This window comes from Allobosea sp. 05T439 (assembly GCF_056396005.1).
Genome location: NZ_JBFTKP010000025.1, coordinates 57949 through 74409, shown reverse-complemented (window position 1 = coordinate 74409; position 16461 = coordinate 57949). Strand labels below are relative to the sequence as shown.

Sequence of the window (16461 nt, the reverse complement as noted above, 5' to 3'; positions counted from 1 at the left end):
CGCGCCGGCGCAGCCGCCCCCGAGCTGGTCTTTCAATTTCTGAACCGCGGCGCCAACGCGTTCCCACCGCTTCGGCAGGCCTTTGCTGCGGATGCGGCGCCGATGACCCGCGCAGCTCCCGACCGGGAGACCAGGGCGGCTCGCGCGAGCCGGCTTAATGGGACGGCTTCGCGTTCCCGCGCGTGTCGTCATGGGCGAGATAGCTCAGGACGCTGACGATGGGCTGAAGCACCGAGATGCTGGCGGCGTTGCCCTTGGTGTTCGCCAGGAGCTGGTCGTAGCGGGCCACGAGCTCGCCGCGTTGAACAAGGCCCTTGTCGATCAACAGGTCGAGGAGGGTTGTGACAATCAGGAACTGGCTGCTGCTCAGGTCTGCCAGGACGTCAGCGTCATCGTCGTGCGTCGCTCCGTCTCCCTCATTGAGCGACCAGCTGAACATTTTGAGGAACGTGCCGCAACGGCGGAATGAATGAGGGGGGCGACGCCCCGGTGAGCGGCGCAGATGAGAGCGGCGGGCGTCGGCGCAGGGCGGAATCGGTCCGAGCTTGTCCGGGCCTGTTGCTTGCCGGGGCCTGGTTCGATGTCAGTTCATGAGGCGGCGTCAACGGAACACAAGGGAGCGGCCACTAGGGCGCCCCGAGATCCAGCGCCATCAGGATGCTGTCGCGGTAGACACCATCGCGCTTCCAGTCGCGCCGGCGCCGTCCTTCGATCTGGAAGCCGAGCCGTTCATAGAGGGCGCGCGCCGCCTTGTTGTCGTGGAGGACCGAGAGTTCGATGCGCTCGAGCCCGCGCTGACGCGCCCGGTCGAGCGCGAGCGTGAGCAGGCGCCGGCCGAGGCCTAAGCCGCGATGGCTGGCGAGCAGCCCCATCCCTAGTTTGCCGACATGGGCGCGAACGGGGGAGGCATCCGGGATAATGTCGCACCAGCCGACAACCTCGCGATCGACTGCCACGACCCGCGGGGCGTTGGCCTCGCGCAGGCCGGCGATGAAATCCGCGTAGCGCTCGATCGGCGGCGCGCTCAGGCGCGAGAGCCAGCGCCCCTCGCGGGCGACGTCATCAAGGCAGCGGTGACAGCCGGCGAGATCGCTCTCGGCGGCATAGCGTATATCCACACTCATCTCAGTCCTCAGCCCAATACCCGCATGTCTCGGGCAGAATAGAGCCGTAAGCTGCGACCAAAGGGAAGGGCGGGGAGGGGTGTGAACTGACGAGCGGCCGCCCCTCGGGGCGGCGTTGAGCCGAAGCTCGGATTCAAACCGATCTCAGGCTTTGAAACCAGCATGTCTGGCTGCTCAACAGGAACAGCAGGGCGACACCGACGATACCGGTGACGAATGAAAGCCCCAACAGCTTCAGGCGAGTGTGCCGAAGCAAGGCTTGATCTTGCGGGGACGGCGTCGGCCCGGTCCAGCGACGACGCTGCACGCGATGAACGCCAACCAGGGCGAGGAATAGCGAGCCCCTGAAGTGAGTGCTGTCTTGCGATCGGGATCGCGCATTCCCGAGGATGCGGGCGGCGAAAAATAGGTTGATTGACGCAGCAACTGCCACAAATGCGTAGAAGGCAGGCGTTGCGATCTCGTTTGGAATGCAGGCGGACAATGGCGAGGCTCGGGCAAACGAGGCGATCTTCAGCGGATCATTCCAGAGCTTTGTGAGAAAGCCAAGCGACGCAAGCCCATACGGGCCCATGAGCTGACTGCCCCGCCTTACATGGCTCCACCCAAGGCACCTTGGCCGCTTTCAGCGGACMGAACCCTCTGCTCGCTCGCGCAGGCGGGCGGCGGCGAGTTCGGTCGCAAGCCGCCGCCGGTCGATGAAGGGCGCGATCTTCTGGCGCGTCGCCTCGACCAGGGCGGCTGAGGCCGAACGCGGCGATCCGCCGTCGAAGGGAGGTTTTGGGTCATATTCCATCTGCAGCTGGATCTCCCGGGCGATGTCCTCTCCCAGGAGATCGGCGACGACGGTGAGCGCAAAATCGATTCCCGACGTGACGCCCGCGCCCGTGATGCGGTTGCGGTCCTTCACGACACGCTCCGCGACCGGGATCGCGCCGAGCAAGGCAAGCTGGTCGATCGAGGACCAGTGCGAGGTCGCCCTGTAGCCCTCGAGCAGGCCGGCCGCGCCGAGCACCAGCGAACCGGTGCAGACGGAGGTCACCAGCTGACAGCCGGCTGCGATCCGCCTGAGAAAGCCGAGCGTCTCTTCGTCGCTCATCAGCTCGATCTGGCCGGGGCCGCCGGGCACGCAAATCAGATCGAGGGCGGCGCAATCGTCAAAGCGCATCGTCGGCAGAATCGACAGGCCACGGTCCGATGTAACCGGCTCCAGGGTTTTCCAAAGCAGATGAACCTTGGCCCCGGGCATGCGGAAAAACACCTCGGCCGGGCCTGTCAGGTCGAGCTGCGTCAATTTTGGAAAGAGAACCAAACCAATCTGCATCTCTTAGTCCCCGCTGGAAAGCCGGACGCACTTATAGCGTGCAGCGCGACGGCCGCCATGGGGGATGACATCGAAACCGGGAGACCAGAACTGCCGCGGTTCGCGTGCCGTGCTCAATGGGACGGTTTCGAGAGCCCTCGCGTGTCGTCATGGGCGAGATAGCTCAGCACGCTGACGATGGGCTGCAGCACCGAGATGCTGGCCGCGTTGCCCTTGCTATTCGCCAGGAGCTGGTCGTAGCGGGCCACGACCTCGCCGCGTTGAACAAGCCCCTTGTCGATCAACAGGTCGATCAGGGTTGTGACGATCAGGATCTGGCTGCTGCTCAGGTCTGCCAGGACGTCAGCGTCATCTTCGTGCATCGCTCCGTCTCCCTCGTGAGCGATCAGCTGAACACTTTGAGGAACCTGCCGCAACGACCGAGTGGATGAAGCGGCTTCGCCTGGCCGCGTTTGGCCGGCGGCCTTTCCATTTCTGAACCGCAGGGCAGCCCCCCGCCGTTCCCAAAGCTTCGGGCAGGTCTTCGCATGATGCGGAGGCCGCCGCGATGACCGCGCCGCCCCTGACCGGGCGGCTTTTTCATGCACGGAGCACAGACATGACGCGTCGCATCAGCGATGAAGGCCTGGCGCTGATCAAGCGCTGGGAAGGATGCCGGCTGACCGCCTATCGGGACGTGGCAGGCGTCCTGACGATCGGCTACGGCTCGACGGGGGCCCATGTCCGGCCGGGCCTGAAGATCACGCAGCAGGAAGCGGAACAGCTTCTGATCAAGGATCTCGCCCGGTTCGAGCGCGCCGTCGCGAGCCTGGTCAAGGTGCCGCTGAACGAGGGGCAGTTCGCGGCGCTCGTCTCGTTTGCCTTCAATGTCGGCGAGGGGGCGCTCGCCCGCTCGACGCTGCTGAAGACGCTGAATGCCGGCCAAGTCGCGGCCGTGCCGGGCGAGCTGATGAAATGGGTCCATGCCGGCGGGCGAAGGCTGGACGGCCTGATCAACCGGCGCTCGGCCGAGGCCGGCCTGTGGGCGCGCGGCTCGCATGTCTCCAGCAATACGGTTGCGGCGCGCCCCGCAAAACCCCCGGTCGTGACTGTAGATAATGCCATCAAGGTCGCGACGCCGCTCTCTCGCCTGCTCCAGGCCTTCACCAGCGGGCCGGCGCAGCTCGTGCTTGCGCTCGCCTTCGTGTGCGGGGGCGCCTTCCTGCTCTGGCGCTGGCATCGCGCGCAACAGGAGGCGGCGGCGTGAGCGTGCTTTCCGCACTCTGGAGCCGCTTTGCCGGGGCCATCGCCGCGCTCGGCGCGCTGCTCGCAATCCTGGTCGGAGCCTACGCGAAGGGCCGGCGCGAGGGGAAAGCAACCCTTCAGGCCGAGCAGGAGCGCGCTCGCCGAAAAGCCATCACTGACAAAGGGAAGCGTGACGATGAGATCGACAGTCTTGGCCCTGCTGCTCTCGATCAGCGCCTTCATCGCTGGCTGCGCCGGGATGGCCGGTGATTTCTGCGACACCGCCCGCCCGTTCCGCCCCTCTGCCCAGGCCGCGGCGGCGATGAGCGATCGCGAGAAGGCGGATGTCGTGAAGCATAACGAGCATGGCGAAAGGCAATGCGGATGGACGCCGTGAAACCCCGTCTCGATCTCGGCCTCGGCAACATCCTCTCGATCGGGATGACGGTCGTCTCGCTGGTCGCGGTCATCGTCACAGTCAGCCTGTCCTATGGCCAGTTGCGGGCCAAGGACGATGTCCACGACATGCGAATCGCCATCGTCGAGGCGCAGCTCGCCAAGCGCGAGAGCGCGGAGCAGGCGGCGAATAACCGCCTGTCGACGATCGAGGGCGATATCCGCGTGATCCGCCAGATCCTCGAAGGCGTGCGCCCGCCACCGCGATAGGCGCAACAGCCATCAGCCCCATTCATTTCGCCCGCCGGTCCCGTCATGGGGCCGGCGGGCGCATTTTTGCTTTTGGCGCGTCAATCCAGGTCCGCCGGCAGCGCCTGCAAGGGCAGGGGGCGAAGCAGACTACGCTCCGCCGAGAGACGCTCGCCTATCCCTGCGCCTTCCGGGCGACGAACAGCCCGATCTGCTTCTCGGCTTCGAGCACGCCGTTCCCCCGTGCGAAGGCGGCCTCGATCGCGTCGCGAAACCGGCCGAGCTCGGCCTCTGTCGCCCTGTCTCCCGGTGGATAGGAGGTGAGCGCCAGGAAGACGTCGTCCGGCTCGGTGATCCGCAGCTGCGCCGGCTGCCGGGCAAAGCTCACATTGCCAAAGCGCGCGCGCAGCAAGTCTTCGGCGGTCTCAAAGCCGAAACTTGCCCCGGACGGATCGACCGGGTCGCTGCCGAAGACCGTGGTGAGTTCGTAGAGCGCCCGCAGATTGCCGATATCGTTGGTCGTGACCGCGAGACAGCCGCCGGGCTTCAGAACACGCTCCATCTCGGCGATGGCCGCGGCGGGGTCGGGCAGATGATAGAGCATATGCATGGCGATGACGGCATCGAACGATGCGTCCGCGAAGGGCAGCGCTGTCGCGTCGGCTGCCTCGCCGCGGACCGATCCGAGCGACAGGGCCTGGCAGCGCCCGACCGCCTCTTGGACCATGCCGGGCGACAGATCGGCGAGCGTCAGGTTGATCGGTTGCGGCAGCGCGTCCACCGCACCGGCCCAGAACCAGCCCGGGCCGCAGCCGATATCGAGGACATGGTCGCCGGGGCGCAGCGGCAATTGCCCGGCCACCCATGGAAACCAGCCCGTCTCGGAGATGCTGTACTGGCTGTGGAGCCGGGCCCGCGCCGCAAGCTTGCGGTTATCGCGGTATTGCTCGGCATTGTCCGTGATGATCGCTGTCATGCGGCGTTCCCGATCCCTCGCGCGATCTGCGTGTCCGGCGCGAGCATAGGCAGCGCCGGCAACGGCCGCTACGGGGCGAGGGCCCCCCGGTTTCGTGCGGAGGAGGAGGATTGGATCGGCCTCCCGCCACGCAAGCTMCGTGTGGGTATGCCCCTGGACCTGCGCCAACGCCCCCGCGCCGGCGCTCACGGCGTGATCGCCACCTTCAGCACGCCGTCGCGCTGGTGGCCGAAGAGCTCGTAGGCGGTTTCGATCTCGTCGAGCGTGAAGCGATGGGTCACGAGCGGCTTGAGATCGACACGCCCCGAGGCGACGACGCTCATCAGGCGGCGCATCCGCTCCTTCCCGCCCGGGCAGAGCGTCGAGACGATGCTGAGATCGCCGAGGCCCGCCGCGAAGGCATCGAGCGGGATGGCGAGGTCGCCGGAATAGACGCCGAGGCTCGACAGCGTCCCGCCCGGTCGCAGGACGCGCATCGCGGCCTCGAAGGTCTGCTGCGTGCCGAGCGCCTCGATCGCGACGTCGACGCCACGTCCGTCCGTCAGTGTCATGATCTGCTCGACCGGGTCGCCCACCTTGAAGTCGACCACGTGATCGGCGCCGAGCGCTCGCGCGACCGCTAAGCGGGCCGCAACGGTGTCGACGCCGATGATCGTGCTCGCGCCCATCAGCCTGGCGCCGGCGACAGCGCACAGGCCGATCGGGCCGAGCGCGAAGACGGCCACGGTATCGCCGATCCTGACGCCGCCGCGCTCCGCCCCCGAGAAACCCGTCGACATGATGTCGGGGCACATCAGGACCTGCTCGTCGGTCAATTCGTCGGGGACAGGCGCGAGATTGGCGATGGCGTCCCTGACGAGCAGGTATTCCGCCTGACAGCCATCGATGGTGTTGCCGAATTTCCAGCCGCCCGCGGCCTTGAAGCCGTGGCGCGTTCCCGGCCCATCCTGCGAGCCGCAACCGCAGAGGCATGCATAGCTGTGTCCGCTCGGGGTGATGGCGCCGGCGATCACGCGCTGCCCCTCGGAATAGCCCTCGACGCCCGATCCGAGCTTCTCGATGACGCCGACCGGTTCATGACCGACGATCAGGCCCTTCTCGACCGGATACTCGCCCTTCAGAATGTGGATATCGGTGCCGCAGATCGTCGTAGTCGTGATCCTGACGAGCGCGTCGGTCGGCCCTACATCGGGAATCGCCTTGTCCTCGAGGACGATCCGGTTCTTCCCAACGAACACGGCAGCCTTCATCTTGGCCATGGCTTGGCTCCTTCCATCATCCGCAGGACAGAGGGGACGTGGTCGGACCGGCGACGATGCTCGCTCTGCCGTCGGCCTTTCCGGCCAAAGCCCCGGAGATAACCTTTACCAGCTCACCTTGATCCCGAGCCGGCCGTCATAGGCGTGCGAGCGCCCGTCGAAACCGATCGAGTAGCCGGCGGTGGCGTAGAGCGCGGTGTTGCGGGTGAGCTGCGCGTCGATGCCGGCCTTCAGCTCGGCCCAGGCGCCGCCGAGGTCGGAGCGGAAGGGAATGAAGCCGGTCGCCGAGGAGAACGAGGTTTTGGGATTGCCCAAAAACTCGTTCCACAGGCTGGCTTTCAGCCAGGCGGTCATCAGGCGCGGCCTGGCGCCGGGCGTCGCCTCCTCAAGCGTCCAGCTTTTCGCGAGACGCGCGCCGATGCGCCCGGCCAGCGACTCCGCATCGGAGAAGCGCACCAGCGCCGCGGTGTCCAAAGCCGAGCCGCCTGCCACCGTCTGGTAGACCAGCTGCGCCTGCGGTTCGAGGATGAAGCCGTTGCCGAGCTGGAGGGGATAGCCGCCCTCGAGCGAGGCGGCGAAGCCGAACGTGTCGCGGTTGAGCACGAAGCCGCGTTTGGAATCGGCCTTGGCATCATACCAGGTGCCCTGGAGGACGCCGTCGAGATACCAGCCCGAGGGCCCGAAATGCGTCCAGTAGGCGCCGAGCGAATAGGCGTCGCTGCTATTGGTCCCGGCTTTGATGCCGTTGAAATGCGTGACGTCGCCCTCGATCCGGCCGATCGCGCCATAGATGCCGGCATGGTCTCTGCTGCCGTCGGCGCTGACGCTGCGATAGAGGTCGAGCCCGGCCTGGAAGGCGTAGAGGTCGTAATCGTAACTCGGGCCATTGCGAAAGATGCCGCCTGGCCCGCCATCATGGTTGCTGTGCTGGCCGATGATCCTGGCCCAGCCTGATGAGGCATAGGAGCGGCCGGGCGCCGTGGCGCTCGCCGGCAACTGCACCACGGTCGTGCAGCGGAAATTCTTCTCGGGGTTCTTGCACCAGATCGTGCGCTCTTCGGTCACTGCAGGCGCCTCCAGCGGGCGCAATTCGCCGACGCGCTCATGCAGGCTGTCGATCAGTGTGCGGCCATAGATCAGCTGCATCGCGGGCAGGGCGGCGTAGAGCGAGGTCTCCTGCCGGAAGTTGGGGACCGGATCATCCGGTCCCGGATTGAGATGCGAGCGCAGGTACCAGTTGTCGGGACCCGAGGCATCGACGCTGCTGCGGAAGAGCAGGTATTCATAGGGGCCGGCGACGACGGGCCGCCCCAGCGTGAAGGCGCCAGTTGCGGTCGTGCCGCCATTGATCGCGTCGACGACCAGGATGCCGTTGCTGCGCGTCAGGTCGCCGGCGCCGGTCGTGTTGGCGATCAGCAGCGGCGATGAGCCCGTGGCGCGGCCGCCATCGATGATCAGTCGGTCGGAGGGGGCGCTGTCATTGCCGAGGAAGGTGTTCAGGCCGAGCTGGCCGCCTTCGCCGAGATAGTTCACCACCGTCAGCGTCTTGTAGCTTGCAAGCAGGGTCGGGTCGCCGCCGGGCGGGGTGTACTGGATCAGGCTCGGGTCATTGACGAGATTGGTCAGGTTCGAATTGCCGGTCATGATCCAGGTGCTGTCGACCAGGGTCACGTTCGAGACGCTGCCGGGCGCGGTGAAGGCCGAGCCGGTGACGGTCGAGCGCGTCACCGTGACGTTGGCGAGGCCAGGCACCACCGGGAGCGCGGTCGGCGGCGGCAACCCGGGCAGGGCGCCGGGAAGCGGCAGGTCGGGATCAGGATCCGGCAGGTCGGGAACGCCGCCGAGCGGAGGGAGCTGGGTCAGCGGCGGGAACGCGAGGCTGCTGCCGACGCGCAGCCACTCGCCGCTGCCACCCGCGGTCGAGCCGGTCAGGCTGACATTGCCGTTGCCGGCAACACCGATCGTCGGACCGCTGACATTCGTCAGCGTGCTGTCGGTGAACTGCGCGTTCGAGACGGCTCCCGGCGCACCGATGACGAAGAGCGCCGCCGATTGCGCGCCCGTCGCCGTCACACTCGCCTGGTTGCCGATGATCAGGCCGCCGGCTTCGGCGACGGAGCCATGCGCGGTCGCGCCCGTCGCCAGCACCGAGGTCTGGTTCATCGTCACCGAGGTCGGATTGTCGCGCGAGAGCGTGCCATGCGAGCTTTCGCCGACCGTGAGCACGGTCGTGCGGTTGGCGATCACCGCCGCTTCGCCACGCCCGGTGATCGGGCGCGTGCCGTAATCGCCGAGCACGGCGCGCAGCCCGACCGCGTTGTTGCCTCTGGTGGTGATCGCGGCATCGTTCACGGTGGCGGTCGCCTTCGGCGCGGAGATATCGTTGCGCGACTGCGCGGTGACGCCATGTGCCAGGTTGCCGGAGGTCTCCAGGACAAGGTTGCTTGCGGTCAGGTTCGCGACGAATTCCGCCCCGGTCTGCTCGGTGACCGAGAACAGGCCGATGCCGCTGACGCCGCTGGTGGTGATCCTGTTGTTGGAAATCGTCACCGTGCCGCCGTCATCGGCGACGACGCCCATGGCAATGAAGCCCGATGTCGTCACGCTGGTCCCCGTCGCGGTCAGCACGCCGCCCGGGTTGCGGCCGACGAGGCCGTGTGGGCGCGCGCCTGCCCTGACCTCGCCGCCGGTCGTCTCGACGCTGCCGCCATTCAGGGTGATCGAGCCGTTGAGATCTGCGATCACACCCATGGCATTGTCGTTGCCCGAGGTCCSGACGGCGACATTGGTTGCCGTCACCGTGCCGCCCCCGGCCGCCGTGATGCCGGGGCTGTCGCGTCCGTTCGTCGAGGAGGAGCCGCCGGTCATGGTCGCGGTCGCGCCATTGATCACCCGCAGCCCGTAGCTGATCACGGCGGCGCCGCCCGTGCCCTGGATCTGCGTGTTGGTCAGCGTGATGGCAGAGCCGGCATCCTGGACCAGCACGGCGTTCGGGCCGGCGGAACTCAGCGAACTGTTGCTGAAACTGCCGGTGCCGCCGGTGAAGAGGAAAACCGCGTTGGCGCGGGTTCCTGCCGCCGTGACGGTCGTGCCGGAGACGGTGGCCTGCGATCCCGCGCCCTCGACCGAGATGCCGGTGCCGCGCTGGCCTGTCGTGGTGATCGTGCTGTTCACCACCTGGGCCGAGCCTCCGGAGAGTACGCGTATGGCTGACGCGGGATCAGTGTCTGCGCTGGAGGTGCCGCTCGTGGTGAGCGTGCTGCCGGCGAGCGAAATCGAGCCGCCGATCTCGGCCCGGGCGGCGCTCGCAAATGCGCCGGTCGTGGACAGCGTAATACCGGTCCCGATGATCGTGCTCCCCGCGCCGGTGGAGAGCAGGGCATKACTGCCGATGTTTCCGGCAACGATCTGAGCGCCGCTGGTGGTGACCTGGGTCGTGTCGGCCAGGACTATCGTGCCGCCGCCTTGCGCGAGCACGCCGAACGAGCCCCGGGAGGCCGTGCTGACGGTGCCGCCGACGAGGTCGATCCGGCTGCCGGTGCCTGTGGCAACCACCGCGTGGTTGGAACTGCCGTTGCCTCCGCCAAGCGTTGCAACATTGGCGGCGAGCGCAAAGACAGTTCCGCCGCCGCTGGCAAGGATCGCGAGATTGTCGGTGACCGCGACCGCCCCGGTGCCGAGCGTTATGTTCGCGCCGTTCGCAGAGATATGGCTTCCCGCGCCGGATGAGACGAGCCCGCGCTGGCCGGTGGCGGCCTGTACGGTCGCCAGGGTGCTGCCATCGAAGTTGATCACGCCGCCATCGACGGCTTCGGCGCCGATATAGTTTCTCGGGGCCGCACCCGGTCCGAGATTGATCGTCACGCTGTTTGCACTGATCTGCCCACCGGGATTTGTCGCCCGCAGTCCTGGCGTCGCGGCCGAAATCACCGTGATCGTCGAGCCCAATGGCACGACACAACTCGTGCCGTTCACCGCGACCGGCCCAGGCGGGCAGGCTTGTGCCTGGGCCGCGCCAGCCCCGAGCAAGGGCAGCCCGCAGCTACCGAGGAGCAGGCGCGCGCCCCAGGGCCAGGATTGGGAAAGCCTCGCTTTGCGTGCCGCCATCGCCCCCTCCCGTCACCGCGGCCGTTCGACGGCCGCCTCATGGCGCCCGGTTTCGGGCGCGGCAGGACTCAGATCAGTGGTCGAATCGGTTCGGGCCTGGAGAAGGCCGTGAAGGCCCGCAGCCATGCCGCAATGCCGCTTTGCGTCCCGAGACGCGGTATCAAAAGGAAAAGATGCTGCCGCCTCGCGGCAGGAGGCCATCGCAGTCGTCGTCGCCATCCACACCCTCCGCCAGGGACCGTGAATACAGACGTCAGGCGCTGCTTGGCGCCACCGCGTCATATTTCGCCCGATTCGATGTTCCTGTCGAGGTTCTGTGGCTAAGTTTCTGAATTCGATGACGATCGTGTCTGAAAAATTACAAGCAAAGCGCTCAAAATTTACCCGATGACTTCACGCAAATCTGCCGATACTGGCTGAAGCGCTCCACTTCCAAGATGTCGAAGCCGGGCCGCTTCCGGGATCTTTGCCGCAGCACGTACGCGCGCCGCGCTGGCATGGATTGCGTGTGTTCTGCTGGCGCGCGAGCCTCCGACGCGGCATTGCTTCTCCCCAAGACGGCCTCTCCGAAACGGCCCTTCACCTGAGGACCCTGATGACCATCGCTCAGACATTCGACCAGTGGATCGACCGCCGCGGCACGCATTGCGCGAAATGGGACACGATGGAGACCCATTACGGGGTTTCGCCCTCCGGTGGGCTGGCCATGTGGGTGGCCGACATGGATTTCCGGCCGCCGGCCTGCGTGCAAGCTGCGGTCGAGGCCATGGCGGCGCACGGCATCTACGGCTATTTCGGCGATGAGCGGGCGAGCAACGACGCCATCCGCTGGTGGATGAAGGCGCGCCATGGCTGGGAAGTCGATGAGAAGGCGATCTTCACCACGCATGGGCTGGTGAACGGCACGGCGCTCTGCGTCGATGCCTATACCAAGCCGGGCGAGGGCGTCATCGTGATGACCCCGGTCTACCACGCCTTCGCCCGCATCATTAAGGCGGCGGGGCGGCAGGTCGTCGAATGCAAGCTCGTGAACGGGGGCGGTCGCTACCTCCTCGATATCGCCGGCTGGGATGCGCAGATGACCGGCAACGAGCGCATGCTGCTGCTCTGCTCGCCGCATAATCCCGGCGGGCGGGTCTGGACCCGCGACGAGCTGCGCGAGATCGCACAGTTCTGCGTGCGTCACGACCTGATCCTGGTCTCCGACGAGATCCACCATGATCTCGTCATGCCCGGCCACAAGCACATCGCGATGCCCGTGGCGGCGCCCGAGATCATCGACCGCCTGGTGATGATGACCGCGACGACCAAGACCTTCAACATCGCCGGCTGCCATTCCGGCAATGTCATCATCCCCGATGAGGCGCTGCGGGCTCCGTTCCGGGCGCGGATGAACGCGCTCGGCATCTCGCCGAACTCGTTTGGCATGGCGATGGCGACCGCCGCCTACAGCCCCGAGGGCGCGGCCTGGGTCGACGAGCTCGTCGCCTATCTCGACGGCAATCGCCGGCTCTTCGACGAGGGCATCGACAGCATTCCCGGCCTGCGCTCGATGCCGCTGGAGGCGACCTATCTCGCCTGGGTCGATTTCTCCGGCACCGGCATGGAGTCAAAGGAGTTCATCGCAAGGGTCGAGAAACAGGCGAAGATCGCAGCCAGCCATGGCGCGACCTTCGGCTCCGGCGGCGACAATTTCCTGCGCTTCAACCTGGCGACGCAGCGCGCCAATGTCGCCGAGGCCGTCTCGCGCCTGAAGGATGCCTTCGCCGACATGCAGTAGGAGCGGCCTTCCACCGCCTCCCGATGAATGACGTCGCGATGTCCCGGCCGGTCATCGCGGCGCAGCCGCGCTGGTCGTCCTGCGGGCCGGGCCGGTGGGGTTGCGCCAGTCGCGCTTTGAAAGCCGCAACGTCCGGTCCATGGTCCGCCTCGCGTTGGGGAACGTCCGGGCGCGCATTCCCATTCCGGGGCGGAGGAATAATCGATGAAGCAATGTTCTTTGGCGGGGCTGGTGGTGTCCATCGGCCTGGCGCTGGCCGGGTGCCAGTCGACCACTGACGCCGTTCAGAACAAGGAAGACATGCTGTCGGCGGCGGGCTTCGTTCCCCAGCCCGCCAATACGCCGGAACGCCTGGCGACCTTGCGCAAGTTCCCGCCCAACAAGTTCGTCCAGCAGGTCAAGAACAACCAGATGGTCTATGTCTATGCCGACCCGATCGTCTGCCAATGCGTCTATTTCGGCGACCAGACGGCCTATGCCCAGTTCCGGCAGATGGTGTTCGCCAAGAAGCTGGCCGACGAACGCCAGATGACGGCGGCGATGGCGCAGGATGCCTTCGATTTCGGGCCCTGGGGCGGCCCGGGCTTCATGTTCTGAGCCAAGCATCGGCCCGAAAACTGGATTGCGGTTTTCGGGCCAAGCCGATGCAAACACAGATGCTTAGCTCATCGGCACGAAAACTGGATTGCGGTTTTCGGGCAAGCCGATGCAAACACAGATGCTTAGCTCATCGTCCCGAAAACTGGATTACGGTTTTCGGGACGGTCCGATGAGCTGAGGGCGAGGGCGCCGATCTCCGTGCCACCCAGTCGCTGACCGAAATCGTGGCGCGGGCTCGCCCCGCGCTGCAATCAGGCGCTGCTGCCCCTGCGGGAAAGGGCAGGCTCCGGGATGCTGGCCCCTCCGTCCGATCCCGCCCCGCGGCCCGCGCCATGGCTGGGACGTGCTGCAGCGTCCGCTCCGGCGGGGGCGCATCGCGACGGCCGCGCTCGGTTATGCGGCCCTGATGATGCGCAAGCGCGGAAGAGTTTTTTACGCGCAATACGTGCGGATACTGTCGGATTTCCCCCAGTGCCGGGACGTTGTGGCCTAGCTCCACAATAATGTGTAACCTTTGCGCAACCTGCCGGGGTGGATTGGCGTTCCCTTGCAGGTGAAGTGGAGACGTAATGGTCCGCTAAGACCGCCTGAACAGGCGTCTATTAAATGCGCAACGAGATCGAAACCGCACCGAAGGACGGGACATTCGTCATCCTCGAGGATGATTCGAGTGGCATCTATGACGTTGCTCACTGGATGGCGGCGACAGGCCAGTGGATCGGCAAGAACGATGAGCCGATCACGATCACGCCGACGCATTGGCACCCATTGGCTCATGACAATTACTTCCTTCTCGAGGGCGAAGGACCGGATGATCGCGCCACGGAGCGCCGCTCGAGGCGACGCCTCTATCTGCCGATCGCCGCCGCCGCGCTCGTCGCTGCGGCGCTGCTGTTTTTCTATTGGATCGGCGGCCTGGTTCAGCGCGACGATGGCGGCAAGGCCGGGCCGCAGGTCGCGATGCGCGCCCCGTCGCCGGACCGGAACGCGAAGAGCCCGCCTCCAGCGCCGCGAACGGGCGAATCCAGCCGGGCCAACGCGCCGGCGGACATCCGGCAGCTGACCACGGCGCCGGCGCCCGATGCGCAGAAATCCCCGAATTCCCGGCCGCCCGAAACCCGGGTGGAAGATCCGGTCGAGGCCGGGCGCACCCTCGAACAGCTGGACGTGCTGCAATTGCGGGCCCAGGCCGCGAAATCCGCGGAAGCGCTCCGACGGGAGCGCGAACAGGCTGCAAATCTGACGCAACAGGTCGCTGCTGCGCGGCAGGAACTCACTGACAGCACTGCGCAATATCGCCAGGCCCTCGAAGGCGAACGGGCCCGCAGCGCCGCACTGGCTGGCGAACTGGCGAAGGCGCAGCGCGACGCCGGGATGCAGGCCGAACACATGCGCAAGGCCGGCGAAGACGCCGCGCAACTGAAGCAGGCGGAGGTCGCAAGGGCCGCGGCCTCGCTTGGACAGGAGCGCGAGCAGGCGGCTGCGCTGGCGCGCGAGGTTGCCGCAGCGCGGGAGGCACTGAGCGCGGACACCGAGCAGCAGCGTCAGGCGCTCGAGGCGGAACATGCCCGCAGCAGCGCCTTGGCCGACCAGCTGGCGTCGGCGCAGCGCGATCTGGAGATGCAGGCGGCACAACTGCGCAAGGCGGGCGAAGAGGCCGAGCAGCTGAAGCTGGAGCGCGAGCGGGCGGCCGCGCTCGCAGGTGAGGTTGCCTCGGTGCGGCTGGAGTTCACGGCCGGCACGACGCAGCAGCGCCAGGCGCTCGACGAGGAGCGCGCCCGCAGCGCGGCGCTCGCGGGCGAATTGGCGAAGGCGCAGCGCGAGAGGCAGCTGCAGATCGCAGAGCTGAGCAAGGCGAGCGACGAGGCGGCGAGGCTMAGGCAGGCAGAGGTCGCCGGGACCGCAGACGCCGCCAAGGCTGCGGACGCGTTGAAGCAGGAGCGTGAGCAGGCCGCCGCTCTCGTACAGCAGGTGGCGGCGGCGCGGCAGGAGCTTTCTGCCGGCACGGCGCAGCAGCGCCAGGCGCTCGACGAGGAACGCGCCCGCAGCGCCGCGCTCGCCGGCGCTCTGGCGAAGGCGCAGCGCGAAATCGAAACGCAGGCGGCGCAGCTGAGCAAGGCGAATGCGGATGCCGCAGGGCTCAGGCAGGCACAGTCCGAAACCAATGCGGATGCGCAGGGGCAGGAGCGCGGGCAGGCGGCGGCCCTTGCCGCCGAGGTTTCAGCCGCGCGCGAGGCGCTGGCGACGGGCACGGCGCAGCAGCGCCAGGCGCTCGAGGAGGAGCGCTCCCGCAGCGCGGCACTCGCCGGCGAACTGGCGAAGGAGCAACGCGAAGCCGGATTGCAGCTGGCGGAACTGCGCAAGGCGAACGAGGAGGCCGCAGGGCTCAGGCAGGCGGAGGCCGCCAGGACGGCAGACGCCTCCAAGACTGCGGACGCGCTGAGGCAGGAGCACGAAAGGGCGGCAGCGCTCGCGCTTCAGGTCACGGCGGCGCGCGAGACATTGGCCGCGAGCACGGCGCAGCAGCGTCAGGCGCTTAACGATGAGCGCGCCCATAGCGTTGCGCTCGCCGCCGAGCTGGCGAAGGTGCAGCGTGAAGCGGGGACGCAAGCTGCAGCGTTGCGCAAGGCCAGCGAGGATACGACGCAGCTGAAGCAGGGGGAACTGGCGAAGACCGCAGACGCGCTCAGGCAGKAGCAGGAGAAAGCCGCCGGGCTGGCGCGGGAGATTGCAGCAGCGCGCGAGGCCCAGGCCACGAGCGCGGCGCAACAGCGCCAGGTGCTCGAGGAGGAGCGCCCCCGCGGCGCCGCACTCGCGGACGAATTGGCGAAGGCGCGGCGCGACGCCGGGGTGCAGGTCTCGGACCTGCGCAAGGCGGGCGAGGAGGCGGGAAAGCTCAGGCAGGCGGCGGAGAGCGCCGCGGCGGAACTGCGCCAGGCTCTGCAGGACGAGCGCGGCAGGGCGGMTGCGCTGGCGCGGGAACTCGAGGCGGCGCGGCGCACGGCGGTGGCGCGCGCCACGCCCGAGCCTGCGCCGGCCAGTCAGGCCTCCAGCCAGGCCGCGAACCAGGTCACCAGGCCGGCCGCGTTGGCCGAGCCCGTTGCACCGCCAGCGCCGCCGCAGTCACCGCCGGTCGCCAGCGAGGCAGAGGCGACGCGGCTGATTGCGCGCGCCAGCGTCCTGATCGGGCAGGGCGATATCGCCTCGGCGCGGATCGTGCTCGAGCGCGCCGCGGAAACCGGCAGCGCCCGGGCGTTCTTCATGCTCGCGGAAACCTATGACCCCGCCATCCTCTCGACCTGGCGGACCTATGGCACACGGGGCGAGGCGGCGAGGGCGCGCGAGCTTTATGCGAAGGCGCAGGCCGGCGGCATCCCGGAGGCGAAGGAGCGCTTGAACGGCTTGCGTCAGTAAAACGCCCG

At 67.4% G+C, this 16461-nt stretch carries 14 protein-coding genes; 6 read left to right on the top strand and 8 right to left on the bottom strand.

The window, feature by feature from the left end; all coding sequences use genetic code 11:
• Positions 1–154: 154 nt before the first annotated feature.
• From AC1DIO_RS24235 to AC1DIO_RS24215, 5 genes are all read right to left on the bottom strand, one after another.
• Positions 155–439 (bottom strand): hypothetical protein, encoded by a 285-nt coding sequence (locus tag AC1DIO_RS24235; protein WP_441507596.1) that lies wholly within the window; start codon positions 437–439, stop codon positions 155–157.
• Between the two features lie 187 nt (positions 440–626).
• Positions 627–1124, bottom strand: coding sequence for a GNAT family N-acetyltransferase (locus AC1DIO_RS24230; protein WP_441507595.1), 498 nt, complete (start codon positions 1122–1124; stop codon positions 627–629).
• Between the two features lie 133 nt (positions 1125–1257).
• The gene (locus AC1DIO_RS24225) at positions 1258–1698 is read right to left on the bottom strand and encodes a hypothetical protein (RefSeq protein ID WP_441507594.1); all 441 of its coding nucleotides are present in this window, start codon (positions 1696–1698) and stop codon (positions 1258–1260) included.
• Between the two features lie 51 nt (positions 1699–1749).
• Complete coding sequence (locus tag AC1DIO_RS24220; protein WP_441507593.1) at positions 1750–2448, bottom strand: DJ-1/PfpI family protein; 699 nt, start codon at positions 2446–2448, stop codon at positions 1750–1752.
• Positions 2449–2561: 113 nt separating this feature from the next.
• Positions 2562–2810, bottom strand: coding sequence for a hypothetical protein (locus AC1DIO_RS24215; RefSeq protein WP_441492851.1), 249 nt, complete (start codon positions 2808–2810; stop codon positions 2562–2564).
• 236 nt (positions 2811–3046) lie between these two features.
• Between AC1DIO_RS24215 and AC1DIO_RS24210 the strand changes: the two genes are divergently transcribed.
• The 3 genes from AC1DIO_RS24210 to AC1DIO_RS24200 all read left to right on the top strand — a co-directional run bounded on the left by AC1DIO_RS24210 (position 3047) and on the right by AC1DIO_RS24200 (position 4338).
• A complete protein-coding gene (locus AC1DIO_RS24210; RefSeq protein ID WP_476854206.1) occupies positions 3047–3694 on the top strand; it encodes a lysozyme in 648 nt (215 codons plus the stop codon).
• Positions 3695–3868: 174 nt separating this feature from the next.
• A complete protein-coding gene (locus tag AC1DIO_RS24205; protein WP_441507591.1) occupies positions 3869–4069 on the top strand; it encodes a hypothetical protein in 201 nt (66 codons plus the stop codon).
• A complete protein-coding gene (locus AC1DIO_RS24200; RefSeq protein WP_441507590.1) occupies positions 4066–4338 on the top strand; it encodes a hypothetical protein in 273 nt (90 codons plus the stop codon). The genes AC1DIO_RS24205 and AC1DIO_RS24200 overlap by 4 nt, the downstream gene beginning before the upstream one ends.
• Positions 4339–4492: 154 nt before the next feature.
• Here the strand turns inward: AC1DIO_RS24200 and AC1DIO_RS24195 are convergent, their stop codons facing one another.
• The 3 genes from AC1DIO_RS24195 to AC1DIO_RS24185 all read right to left on the bottom strand — a co-directional run bounded on the left by AC1DIO_RS24195 (position 4493) and on the right by AC1DIO_RS24185 (position 10659).
• Complete coding sequence (locus AC1DIO_RS24195; RefSeq protein WP_476768834.1) at positions 4493–5293, bottom strand: class I SAM-dependent methyltransferase; 801 nt, start codon at positions 5291–5293, stop codon at positions 4493–4495.
• 185 nt (positions 5294–5478) lie between these two features.
• Complete coding sequence (locus AC1DIO_RS24190; protein ID WP_441507589.1) at positions 5479–6552, bottom strand: NAD(P)-dependent alcohol dehydrogenase; 1074 nt, start codon at positions 6550–6552, stop codon at positions 5479–5481.
• A gap of 105 nt (positions 6553–6657) precedes the next feature.
• Complete coding sequence (locus tag AC1DIO_RS24185; protein ID WP_476854205.1) at positions 6658–10659, bottom strand: autotransporter outer membrane beta-barrel domain-containing protein; 4002 nt, start codon at positions 10657–10659, stop codon at positions 6658–6660.
• A 595-nt stretch (positions 10660–11254) separates the two neighbouring features.
• Between AC1DIO_RS24185 and AC1DIO_RS24180 the strand changes: the two genes are divergently transcribed.
• The 3 genes from AC1DIO_RS24180 to AC1DIO_RS24170 all read left to right on the top strand — a co-directional run bounded on the left by AC1DIO_RS24180 (position 11255) and on the right by AC1DIO_RS24170 (position 16453).
• Positions 11255–12439: a MalY/PatB family protein gene (locus AC1DIO_RS24180; protein WP_441507587.1), complete on the top strand. Its 1185-nt coding sequence runs from the start codon at positions 11255–11257 to the stop codon at positions 12437–12439.
• Between the two features lie 204 nt (positions 12440–12643).
• Complete coding sequence (locus AC1DIO_RS24175) at positions 12644–13036, top strand: hypothetical protein (RefSeq protein ID WP_476835516.1); 393 nt, start codon at positions 12644–12646, stop codon at positions 13034–13036.
• A gap of 609 nt (positions 13037–13645) precedes the next feature.
• Complete coding sequence (locus AC1DIO_RS24170; RefSeq protein ID WP_476854204.1) at positions 13646–16453, top strand: coiled-coil domain-containing protein; 2808 nt, start codon at positions 13646–13648, stop codon at positions 16451–16453.
• Positions 16454–16461: the final 8 nt, after the last annotated feature.